General features: G+C 18.3%; 4 protein-coding genes and 1 tRNA gene. 2 read left to right on the top strand and 3 right to left on the bottom strand.

What is annotated here, in order from left to right; genetic code table 11:
• Positions 1–3,421: 3,421 nt before the first annotated feature.
• A complete protein-coding gene (locus GII40_RS01385; protein WP_226813604.1) occupies positions 3,422–4,798 on the bottom strand; it encodes a ferredoxin reductase domain-containing protein in 1,377 nt (458 codons plus the stop codon).
• 2,022 nt (positions 4,799–6,820) lie between these two features.
• The gene (ppa, locus tag GII40_RS01380; protein ID WP_226813603.1) at positions 6,821–7,351 is read right to left on the bottom strand and encodes an inorganic diphosphatase; all 531 of its coding nucleotides are present in this window, start codon (positions 7,349–7,351) and stop codon (positions 6,821–6,823) included.
• A 1,448-nt stretch (positions 7,352–8,799) separates the two neighbouring features.
• On the opposite strand from ppa, the gene GII40_RS01375 reads away from it, so the two are divergent.
• Positions 8,800–8,891: transfer RNA gene (locus GII40_RS01375), tRNA-Ser, on the top strand.
• A 1,654-nt stretch (positions 8,892–10,545) separates the two neighbouring features.
• Positions 10,546–10,713, top strand: coding sequence for a 50S ribosomal protein L33 (rpmG, locus tag GII40_RS01370; protein WP_226813602.1), 168 nt, complete (start codon positions 10,546–10,548; stop codon positions 10,711–10,713).
• Between the two features lie 162 nt (positions 10,714–10,875).
• Here the strand turns inward: rpmG and mgtA are convergent, their stop codons facing one another.
• Positions 10,876–13,581, bottom strand: coding sequence for a magnesium-translocating P-type ATPase (gene mgtA, locus GII40_RS01365; protein ID WP_226813601.1), 2,706 nt, complete (start codon positions 13,579–13,581; stop codon positions 10,876–10,878).
• Between the last annotated feature and the right edge of the window lie 595 nt (positions 13,582–14,176).

The raw sequence follows: 14,176 nt of genomic DNA, 5'->3' as shown, positions 1-14,176 counted from the left end.
TTATTTTTAAGATTTTATCTTAAAAAATATTTATAATAATCCTATTCTGAATATTATTGACTTTACTACTATGTTAGTATATTAGCATATAATTATTATATAATGAATATTGATGTGTTACTAATTATTTCATATAAATAAGTAAATATGTAGTAATACTATCAACAAGTTAATTAAAATAAGAGTAAAATGTTTTAATAAAACTTAAATATATTTTTAATAAATTATTATAGATAACAATAAAATATTATTAATATTGTTATATATAATTACATGATTATTTGGTATATAATGTGATGTATTTGAGAATAATATATTATTAATTAATTATTAATTATATGATATCCAAAGTCAGTTATGATGTCTTGGTATATCTACTATTTTATAGTATATTAATATTTAATTATTATTAATATAGATAAAGAATGCAATAATTTAATAAAATTTATCTCATAATATTATTATAGTTAATTCATAATGTTATTATGATTGTTAAAAGATGTAAAATATTTTGGTATAATAATTATCATAAATATTATCAATATAATAACATATTTTTTATAAAATATTAAAATAGTATGTAATATATTTATTATATTATTTAATCATATTGCACTATAACCATTATTTTATCCGATAACATTTATTATAAGATTATAATTATAAATCTTATTCATTATATTAATCAATAATTACTTTTTAAAAAAATAGTTTGTTTATATAAATTAATATTTATATATTATCTTTAATATAGATAATTTATATTTTTGATAAACATGATATTTAGTTATATTGATGAAACTTAAAAAATTAAGATAATATTTAAGAAATCATTCATATTATTATAGATAATACAAGAATTTACTAAAATAATATAAAAATTATTTAAAATAGCATAGAAATTATTTTATATATACATTTAATAATTTAAAATGATTATCTTTTTACTGTGTTAATAAAATATTTAATTAAGTTAATAATATATCTATTATCTATAACAATGTAATCTAAATATTATTATATTTATACTATTATTAGTGTTGTGACTATACTGATAATTATTTAGCTGATATATTCATATCATTTTAATATATATTATGCAAATAGATAATAATAATTGTATAATTATTTATAATATAGCTCAAGCAAAGTAGTATGTATTTTTAATTGTTAATTACATGTTGTATTATCTATTATCACTAGTATTAATCATTAACTAAATAATTATTTTTTGTTATACAATAATATTATAATTGTATTATAATAACACTTAATGTTGTAAATTAAGTCAATTAATAAATAATATTGATCTATTGATAAAACTTATAATAAAATATCTATTATTTACCAAAATTATTGTAATTTTATTATATAATAATATTATTTAATCTCATATATATGAGTATACATTAATACTAATCTCTAAATATCAAAAAATTGAAAATAATAAAAAATTTACTAATATAATATTATTTTGAATAAATGCACTTTAAGTGTATAATAAATACAAAATTGTAGGTTTTATCTTGCATATCAAACATAAACTTTTGTATTTATTGTATACTTTAAAAGTTATTTAAATTACATCTAGACATCTATTACATTACCTATATAAATATGCATTAATATAATTAATTCATATTATTACATTATTATAATAATTTCATGATACTTAATTTAACTTATTAAAAGATATTCTTATAATTTATTTTTTTCAAAATTTCTTAATACAAAATCTTTTATATAATAAAAGATATAAAAATATCTAAAATAGATATTTAGATAGGAACTATCTACTATATAAATTATATTTAATATTTTTCTTTTAATTACAAAATTAATTATCATAATTCTTAGTTGTTATTTAATTAAATCATTTATGTATTTATTAAAATATATATATAATATGTAAAAGATGCTTTTTATTAATTATAAAAATATTTTATCTTAATTAAGAATTGATATATAATGCTGTAGCAAATAAATTATAATAAAAAACATTATATTAATTTTTAATATTTTACTAAAAAATAAACTATGTTATCACAACTAAAACATTAATATTTTAATTAAACATACGTCAAATATTGATTTAAATCTCTTTACTACTTTGTAGTAAGAGATATTATTATCCATTAATTTATTAATAATAATAATTAAAACACTGTAATAATATTATAAATATTTTTAAAGAATACCTAAATAATTATTTTAAATAAAGTAATGCTATATTGTTTTGCAAAAATAAATAATATAATTTAGCAACAAATATTTTTTATATTATTGTATAAATAAACATGTTCAACATAAAATTTATGTAGTTATCTAAATAACTCATAATATTAATTGTAATTAATTAAAATATTTTTATAAGTAAATGAGATTAACACAATTGTTACTATCTGAAATAGCAACTACTATAATACTTTAATTAATAATTGAATAGACATTATAGGTATAAATTATTATTAATTTAATTAAAATAACACAAGATATATACATTATGTATACATATTAACAAGTATTGTGTAATTTATTTATTATATTGTTATATCAATAAATGTTAATACAAACTAAATTATAACTTTTATCATTAATGTTTTTATTTCAATGATACTATGTTAGTATATCATCTTGAGCAACTATTCAAGTATTATCAATAAAATAAAACTAGAGAAAACATTTTTATTTATAGGTTTTTATAGTTATCTAAAATAGATTCATGACTATAAATCAAATATGAAAATAAATAATATTTGTATATTTATATAAATTATATTATGCACGCATATATTTGTATTATTTAATAATATATAGTAATAAATATATCATAATATTTATAATAAAATTTATAATTTGCGCTTAAATAAATATATAATTAATAATATATTACTTGTTTAAGTAAGTTATAACAATAGTATATATATAAGTAATACATGCTTAAATATTTATATTATATAAATAATATATCAATTAATATAGTAACATCTTATTTAAGATTTCATGTAAAGTATAATTTTATTAAGAATGACATAAACATTAAAAATATTAAATCATTATTAATAAAAAATTCTGTTATATAGTATATGATAATAAAAATATTTTTTCATATCTAGATATTATTATATTTTATTACTATATTAATAGTACATCAATAATATATTTATACTATAATGATTTATGTCATATATTATATTTTATTAATATATTCTTAATAAATTCTAGTTAAAAGATACTCTAAATATATAGATAAAATTATTTTAATTAATATTATAAGTTAAGTTATTTTAATTTTTTGACATTATATAACATAAATAAATACTTTAATATGTAAGCATTTTAAAATAAATTGTAAGCTATATATTATAAAATATTTTAAATCTTTACTAATAAAGAGATACTTACATTTTTTGAATCATTATTAATATACGTCTCGTTGATAGCGGCCTTTTAAAATCATTATATTTAAAAATTTATAGGCTTCTTCGATCTTCATTCTACCATGTTTAGTAAATATTTCTAATAAAACTAGTTCAACTTCTGTAGCCATATAGCTTGCATTGCCACAAACATAAATATTTGCACCTTGTTGAATCCAATTCCATACTTTTTCTCCTTGTTCACGAAGTTTATCTTGGACATATATTTTGTGTATTTGATCGCGTGACCATGCTAAATCTATGCAAGATAGAATACCTTTTTTAATATAATTCTGCCATTCTACCTGGTAAAGAAAATCTTGATTAAAACGCTGGTTACCAAAAAACAACCAATTCATTCCTGTAGATCTCTCTATAGCCCGTTGTTGGATAAAAGCTCGAAATGGCGCAATACCAGTACCTGAGCCAATCATAATTATCGGAATTTTTGAATTAGTAGGAAGGCGAAAATTTTTATTATGTTTAATAAAAATACGTAATTTACTATTTTTTTTCATTCTATCTGTCAGATATCTAGAGGCCCCATCAGTATGAATATATCCCTTGATCTTATAACGTACTACGCCAACAGTTATATGAACTTCATTACCAACTTTTTCTTGAGAAGAGGCAATAGAATAAAAACGTGGTGTCATTGGTTTTAACAATAATAATAACTGTTCAACACTTAAATGAGTAGGAACTTGTTGCATCATATCAGACAGAGTTATTGTATTAGCGTATTTTTGTAAATTATTTTTATTAGTTATTAAATTCATAAGAAATTTATTATTTGATAAGGCGGCATACTTTTTTACAATAACAGTAGTATTTTTTGTGAGTTCAAAATTATTGGTTAATGCTTCACGTAAAGTTATATGATGTTTATCAAGTATTACTTTTTCATTACCTGTGCACCATACTAGTTCGATAATTTTTTCTACTAGTGCAGAATTATTCTGATACAACACGCCTAATGCATCACCTGGATGATAAGATAAATTAGAATTACCTAAATTTATTACTAGATGGTGTACTTCTTTATTAGAATAATAACCAGTAATTTTTTTATTTATCATGATAGTCGCTGTTAATAATTTTATGCCATTAAAATAATTATTTAATTTTTGTACTGAATTACTAGTACATTTAGTTATCTCCTGTTTTTTTATTCTTTGGAATAATGTTTGTTGAATAAATTTAATAATTTGTTTATACCATTTTTTTATTATAAGTTGACTATGAATATAAAAATTGACATATTTTAATATACGATAGTTAATTAAATAATTTGTAGGCATCTTGAGGTTTTTTATAATCTGATGAAATATTTTATAAAAATTGTTTATTAAGTTAAACACGGTACACGTAATCCCCATAAGTTATCATGCTTTTAAATAAGAAATATTTATACAAATCTATAACTTACCTTTAAAATATATCTTATTATTTTGCAAGATATAATATATACAAGTATTTTATTGGATAATATTTTTCTATTTATACTTACTAATACTAAAAATATTAGATAGGATCTTTCAGAAGTGAAGTACTCATACAACTATTCAAAATATCTATTTAGCATCACTAATTTTAAATACTGACATTAAGGTATTATTAATTGTTATGAATAGTATTAAAATATTTATTAAAATATCAGATAATTAATAATTTATTATTATCATAAATATCTAGAAATTTAAGTAAATGTTTTATTAAATATATTAAAAATATTCCTATTAGAATTTTGTTAATTATTCAGTTTTTATTATAAAAATAAAATTATTAGAAATATATAAATAATAATTTCTTAATTATCTATAGAATATAGATTTATTAAGTGCTAAAAAATAATTGTAAATCTAGTTTATAAACATTAAAAGTATTATTATCTTTTTTAGTAAATTAATATTATTTAACTAAATTATAGTCATGTATATAATTAATTTAATAATAAATAAATATTAAAATTTAAAAATAACTATTTTTAAAAATAAAATAATTTATTTTTAATAAGAGTGATTTTTAAAAAAGATAAAAAATTATTGTTACTGTATCTTAGTGATAAAATATATATAATATTATTAGCATATTAAATTTATTTAGTTAAAAGATATTATTACATTAATATTTTTTAATATATTAAGTATTCTATAATCATAGATTATATTACTCTTGCATTAACTGAGTGTAGCACATAATATCTCTTTTATTGAATTAATATTTAAAGAATAATAATTGTTGTAAATTTATTCAGAATAAATAATTATATTAATTTTTATATGCAATACAATTAATATGAATTAATTATCTTATTGTCGCATTAGTATGATAATGATTAATATAATCAGAAAATTCTAAAATATAGAATATATGTATAATATATGTATTATAGTTAATCTATCTTAGATATTTTTTATAAAACTATCTATATATATCGTATATACAATCATATTCTTACTGACTATAAAGGGGTATATATTGTCTATATTATAAAGGTCTTAATAAAACTTATAAAAGTTGTTTAATAGAATCATGATCATTATTCATTACTCGAAAATCTATTATTGAAATATTTTATTTTATTTAAAAATCTAGTACTTCTAATCATTACTGATAAAATACTCTAAATAATTAATATTATCAGTGTTAATCAATAAGATTTAATATATTATCTTAAAGAATATTTTATATTTAAAATACGACAGATTATCTAATAATTAATATTTTTTATATATAAAAATAAATATAACTCTTATAAAGATATATATTAATAATTGTTTTATAAATTCTTTTATATTCTTTAATATAGCATATAATAATATAAATTTTTTTATAAAAAATTATTTATAATATATAATTATCTTTTTTATAAAAATAAATGTTATAAAAATATATAAAAAATATAATAAATAAAATTGTTATTAATTAATATAATTAATGACTACTTAATTTATCAATTCAACAATATAAGATAAATAATTATTTTATTATAATTAATAGTAATATTATTTATTCATTTGATTATATAAATATATCTCTATCTTAACTCATCTTATGAAACTAATAAATCTATATTTAACTAATATTTAATTATTACATAACGATATATTGTTATGTAATAATTAAATTTTAAATAAAATTAATAAAATATTAATATATCAGTGTTATCTTTTATCCCAACATATATATGTATTAAATAAAAAATATTTTTGGTAAGACAAAGTAGGTTTTACTAAAAATGTTTATTTAATAAATAAATTTTATTAAATAATGTTTAACATATATATAAATTTTATGTATGCTTTTTAAAGGTTACATATTGATAACTAATAAAAATATTTAATAATCAGAAAAATAAAATTTTATTGCATATGATATTATTGAATAAGTATAAAATACTATTTGATATGAGCACGCTTAAAAGAAGACATTATTTCATCTTTAGCTGCTTGAGCGTTGTACCAACCGTCTATTTTAACCCATTTTTCTTTTTCTAAATCTTTATAATGTTTAAAAAAATGTAATATTTGAGATAATAAAATATCAGGTAAATCTTGAACATCTTTAATATGATTATATTCTGTTGTCATTTTATTATTTGGAACAGCAACTAATTTTACATCTTCACCAGCTTCATCAGTCATCTTCAATATACCAACTGGACGACAACCAATAATTGAAGTTGGTTGAAGTGGATGTGGTGTTGGAACTAATACATCTACTGGATCGCCATCTAAAGAAAGTGTATTATTAATATAGCCGTAATTACATGGATAATACATAGTAGTAGACATAAAACGATCTACAAATAAACATCCATTTTTTTTATTTACTTCATATTTTATTGGCACTAAATTAGCTGGTATTTCAATAATTACATAGATATCATTTGGAATATTTTTACCAGCAGGGATATTAAGTAAACTCATATTATATTCCTTTTATTAAAATAGAATAATAACTATAATAGTTAATATATAAATCAGCAATATACTCATTAACTTAAATGGTGTTATTTATTATGATAATAACACAACTAAATAAAAAATTTATAGCAATAGAGTTATATATTTTTAATATTTTTTTGTTATTATTAGATAATAAATTTTTATGTAATAAACCATATATTAAAAATTTTTTTATATTATTTTTGTATAAAATATTTATATTTTATAATGATAGTAACTACTAATTATTTTAATATAAATATTTTTAATTATTTTTTAGATTGATAGATTTATAAATCTATATTATTATAGATTAATAATATAGTATGTTACTATATTATTAATCTTAAAAATACTATTTGTATGATAAAAAATTAATATTTTATCTACTTTATATTAAAATATAATTTATTATTCACTAATAATGATTTAATCATATTTTAAATAATTTTACATATTATAAGTAATTTTGCATTATATTTAATAATAAATATATTATAAATATCTTTTGTTTAAGCAATACAATATATAATAAATAATCGTTACAATATATACTGATTTTATCTAGCTATTTTATCAAAAAACTTAAATAAATTCTATTTATTAAAGAATTTTTTAACATACAAGTATATAAATAATATTATTTATAATAAAAGATATTATCTTAATTAAGAAATAATATTAATACTATTTATTACTAATAAAAATATTATTATTAAATATATACCATATATTATATATATGATATATATTTAATAGTTTAAATACATTAAAATAAATTATTAAGTTTATAAGTACATTATTACCAATTAAACTAACTTTATTATGCTGAAGTAAGCAATAAATATCAAATTATTATAAAATATAATATGCTTATTTAAAATATTACTTCATATAATTTTAGCAAACAGTATAATAAAATAATACATATATATTCTACTAAATATTTTATTAAATAATAAATGAATATTATTCATACAATATATTATTAATAATTAATATTATGTTATTAATTATAATTAATGGTATATAAAATCTTTTTTTATAAATTATCAAAATAATATTTATCTAAAAATATTTTTTATACATTAAAAACACATATTGTAATATTAATAATATAATACATTTTTCAGAAAATTTTTATAGTATAAATTAATATGCAATGTGTTTACTATAACTGAGTATTAGCTTTTTGTGATATACTTAAATTAAGTGAAAAATATTATATTAATTATTTATATAATAATATATATTACTTTAAAATATATAGCACGTATATGATTACTAGAATCAAATAATTATAATAAATATTATCAATATTAGAAAATATATAAAAATAAAAATTAAGATTTATCAATAAAAATAATATTGACTAATTATATATTATTTTATTATATTAATTATTAATAAAAAAATTTATATGCATTAATGGTGAGGTGTCTGAGTGGTTGAAAGAGCACGCTTGGAAAGCGTGTATATGCATACAAGCGTATCGAGGGTTCAAATCCCTCTCTCACCGCCATATAATTTATATTATTATTGATCATTAATAATTATTTTGTATACAATACAATATTGTATTTTTAAAATGTTTTATATCTTATTGCTTCTTAATAATTAGACAATAACATTAAAAATAACAAAAAAACATAATATACTTAATATTCATTAATAATTTATTAATCAATAATTTTATTTATTTTTTAAAAAATATAATTATGATTCATGCAAAATTATTAATTTTATCATACAAATAATTTTATAATAAATATACTTTTCTAAATTATAAAAACTTTAATAAGTTAAATTAAAAAAATAAATAATATTAATTTTTTAATATACATGCATATTTATTTACTGATAATAGATAAGAATGTATCTATTGAGATGATAAGATACTAGTTATTACTAATAATGTAATTATCAATTAATAAAAAATAAAAAATTACAAGTGATATTATCATATAATTATTTAACTGCATTGTATTATAAATAATATTGATATATTTATTTAATATAAAAATAAAACAATATATTTTTTGATACTAATATTAGTTGTAATAATTAAAATTAATTTTCAAAAAACTTATATAAAAAAATAATTTATATTAATGCTGGATGTAAAATACTCAACACATATAATACTAATTTTAGTAAAAATAAAGTACAACAGAATAAATAAATCAAACTATGTAATAACTATTTTATATCTTTTACAAAAGTATATGTTCTTTGATGAAATATAAAGAATTTTATTTTACTTAAAGTAATGCATCTTAAATACAAAGTAATAAAAAATTACTATAATTAAATATGTTGAATTAAATAAGTTTATAAAAACAAATTTTATAATTATAAATTATATACTTTTCTGTGCATATATGTCAACAATACAATTGTTAAACTTAATTCCACAAAATATACAAATTATTTTCAGTAGGTCTTTGAGTAAAAAGTATATTTTATAGATTATTTACTAAATAATTACCATATATCGGTGTATTATTTTAATAATGTTATTAAACATATATTATAGATAATAAATATTAGCCTGATTATTACAAATCATAAATTACGAAAATATATATGTTATTAATAATATAAGTAACTTATAAAGTTTATAGTAAGATTTGTTATTAAAAATAAGTAAATTTTTTAAATAAATTTATTATAAATCTGATTATTATTAAACTAAATTATTATTTATTGCTAAATAATTAATATTATTTTATAATAGAATATTATTACTACTAATAATATATTTCAGTTATTTTATACTTTTAAATAAAAATAAATTTTCTGTAAAATATAGTAGATAGTTATAAATAATAAATACTCATTAATAATATATTATCATAATAAATAATACTTATTATTAAATAATATTTTGTATTTTTATAAATTTTTTTAAAACTTATAATTTTCAAAAAATATATTTTTTACTTTATTTGTATAAATATATGCTTAATAATTTTTATTTTTTATTTAAGTAAATCTCAACTGATTTATAAGTATTACATATTTAACTTTATTGAAACATATATTTTACAATAAACAATACACGAGTTTTATAACTTTATATTTTTACTAAAATACAAGAATCTATAAATATCTTTTTTATAAAACAACTTTCTTGATATTAATACATCTTCATAAACATTATTAAGGAACTAAATATGGCTAAATCTATTAGAGAAAAAATAAAACTAGTTTCTTCTGCTGGTACTGGTCATTTTTATACGACTACCAAAAATAAACGTACTAAACCAGAAAAAATGCAATTAAAAAAATTTGATCCTATCATACGTCAGTATTTTATTTACAAAGAGGCTAAAATTAAATAATTTAAAAAATCTATCTTTAATTAGTTTGTTAAATTAAATATTGTCTTTATCTATATTAATAAACAATTTTGTATCATAAAAAGTAATTATAAAAATAATTTTATTTATATTACCTTTAAATTTTATATATAACTATATTAATAAACTTTAAAAAATATTACATCAAAACCACTGTCTAAAACAGTTGATATATATACTTTTCATAACTTGAGTGATAACGCAATAACTAAATAATATACTAACTAACCATGGAAAGTATTGCCATGGTAAGGGTTGCAAACCAAACAAATGACCAAACGATGAAAATGGAATATAAATACTTAATATTATAATAATTATTGTTATTAAGCTTACTGGTAATGCTGCAGTACTTTGTATAAAAGGAATTTTTTGTGTACGAAGCATATGTACAACTAACATTTGTGATAATAGACTTTCAATAAACCATCCAGACTGAAAAATTCCTTGATATTCAATACTATTAGCGGTAAAAACAAACCACATAATAGCATAAGTAATAATATCAAAAATTGATGACGTAGGTCCAAACCATAAAATAAAACGATTAATATTATTGACATCCCATTGACGTGGTTTTTGCAAGAATTCCTTATCCATTACATCCCACGATAAAATAAATTGTGAGATATCATAAATTAAATTTTGTAATAATAACTGAATAGCTAACATTGGTAGAAACGGTATAAAAAAACTTGCTACGACGACTGATAATACATTACCAAAATTAGCACTAGCTGTCATATGTAAATATTTGATAATATTACCAAAAGTCTCACGTCCAATAATAATAGCTTTTTCTAGTACTTGTAGATTTTTTTCTAGTAAGACAATATCAGCAGATTCTTTAGCGATATTAGTTCCCGTATCTACGGAAATACCAACATCAGCATCTCTTAAAGCTGGTGCATCATTAATAGCATCTCCTAAAAAACCAACAGTATGACCATTACTCATTAATATCTTAAGTATACGTGACTTTTGTAGTGGAGCTAATTTAGTAAATACAGTATGCTGTTCAACTAATTCCGCAAGTTGTTGATCGTTCATATTTTCAATTTGATCACCCAATAACATTTTGCTTGTCTCTAAACCTAAATCTTGACAAATTTTATTAGTTATTATTGGAGCATCACCGGTCAGCACTTTAATAATAATACCTTGTTTGTGTAAAGCTAAAATAGCTTCTGCAGCGGATGATTTTGGTGGATCTAAAAAAGTGAGTAGACCGTGTATTACTAAATTTTGTTCATGATTATTGTTTATTGGTAGAATACATCCTTTTACACCAAAATTACGTGTACCTATCATAAGTACTCGAAAACCTTTTTGATTATAATGATTAGCTAACTGAAGAAGTTTAGTTCGCATCTTATCATTTAGTGGTAAAATATTCTCATTATCTATAGTATGAGTTGCAATAGATAACATTTCTTCAACTGCTCCTTTACAAATTAAAGTATGTTGATGTTGTTTATCGCTAACAACAACAGATAATAAGCGACGTATAAAGTCGAAAGGTAATTCTCCAATTTTGCTGAATTGTGCTATCTCTTGAATCTCAGGATATTTTTGAGTATATTTAATAATTGCTTTATCCATAAGATTGCTTGCTTCACTTTGATAATAACTATTAAGCCATGCTAATTGTAATATTTTTTGATTTTTATATCCATTAATGTCTATATAATTATTAAGAATGATGCAATCTTTTGTCAAAGTACCTGTCTTATCAGTGCATAATACATCCATAGCACCTAGGTTTTGTATGGCATTTAAACGTTTTACAATAACTTTATTTTTAGATAACTTAATTGCTCCCCTAGTAAGATTAGAACTAATAATCACAGGAAACATTTCAGGTGTTAATCCTACTGAAACAGCTAAAGCAAATAATGCGGCGTCAGTCCAACATCCTTTAGTAAGACCATTAATGAAAAAAACTATTGGTACTATTATCAGCATAAAGCGTATTAACATTTTACTAATTTTATTAAGCCCATGATCAAATGCAGTTTGTGAACGAGTATTAATTACAGATTGCGCTAGTGAACCAAAATAAGTTTTCACTCCTGTTGCCACCACAATAGCTTTTGCAGTACCGCTAGATACGTTAGTCCCCATCATACAAATATTTGATAAATCAAAGATTTTATTTACCGTATTGTTACATATTTTTTGTTTAATGTCTGCAGTTGTTACATATTTTGCAATGGAAATAGCCTCACCAGTAAATGCTGATTGATTAACAAATAAATTATGAGACTCAATTAATTTAATATCAGCCGGAATTAAATCTCCATCAGATAGTAAAATAATATCACCTGGTACTAGTTCTTGAAAAGGAATGCTCTTATATTGTGTTTTTTCAGTTAAATCTGATCTACGTAGTACGGTTACATTATTATGTACTAAATATTTAAGATTATTAATAATTTTATTAGTGCGAAACTCCTGATAAAAACATAGTAAGCCACTTAAAGATATCATTATTAAAATTATAATTATATTAATTGTATTAGGCTCTTCACTGCGATATAGAGGTAAAACATAATCAGTCAAGAAGATAATTATAGCTATAAATAGCAGTATAAAAATAAATGGATTTTTAAATATATTAATCAATTGTGATACAATAAATGATTGTTGTGCATGGGTTATATAATTAGGCCCTATTGCTAGTAGACGTTTATATGCATCGTCTTCTGTTAACCCATTAATATTAGAAGTAAACTTAGAAATAGTGGTATCTATACTAACTATAGACTCATCTTCAATAAGATAAGTATCTTGTTGGCTAGTTTTATCACCATATATTTTAGTTATTATATTTTTTATTATTTGGATCATAATATAATACTCATAGCTTATGTTAAATAAATCAAATAAGCATATCTTAACTAATAAAATGTTTTTTTGTTTAATAAGTATTTTAATTATATTAAAATACTTCATTATATATCTTATCCTTTAAAAAAGGATAATATATGTTATTAATTATAACGCAGATAATTCTTTTTAAGAAATAGACTAATGTATATTAATTATTTATATTGTATAATGCTCTATAATAATTAAATTACTTTTAATATAAAATAATATATTAATTATATAAAATAAAATTATATCTAAAAAATGCATTGATTTCATTGCTATTATAATACATAAATTTATTATCTATGATTCTTTATTAATAAGAATAATGAGGATATTTATAATAATAAAAAATATTATTAGTAATTTAATTAATAATATTTTTTATAATTTCTTGCCTATATAATGAAGTAATTTAAGTACATAAATAATATATAAGGTACAATTTATATCATAACTATAAATATATATTTTTTATTATAATAGTATAATATTAAATATTTTAGTTAATTGTAATTTTATAATCCTTATCAAATAGAAAAAATATTTTATATAAGTTAATTTAGAAAGT

Origin of the sequence: Candidatus Profftia lariciata (assembly GCF_020541265.1) — a bacterium.
Classification (GTDB): Bacteria; Pseudomonadota; Gammaproteobacteria; order Enterobacterales; family Enterobacteriaceae; genus Profftia; species Profftia lariciata.
Note: the sequence above shows the minus strand (reverse complement) of the source record. Positions and strands in the feature narration are given on the sequence as shown.

Bases quoted from the DNA above. Each gene is read 5' to 3' on its own strand.
- ppa (WP_226813603.1), bottom strand. From the start codon at position 7,351: ATGAGTTTACTTAATATCCCTGCTGGTAAAAATATTCCAAATGATATC.
- mgtA (WP_226813601.1), bottom strand. From the start codon at position 13,581: ATGATCCAAATAATAAAAAATATAATAACTAAAATATATGGTGATAAA.
- GII40_RS01385 (WP_226813604.1), bottom strand. From the start codon at position 4,798: ATGGGGATTACGTGTACCGTGTTTAACTTAATAAACAATTTTTATAAA.
- rpmG (WP_226813602.1), top strand. From the start codon at position 10,546: ATGGCTAAATCTATTAGAGAAAAAATAAAACTAGTTTCTTCTGCTGGT.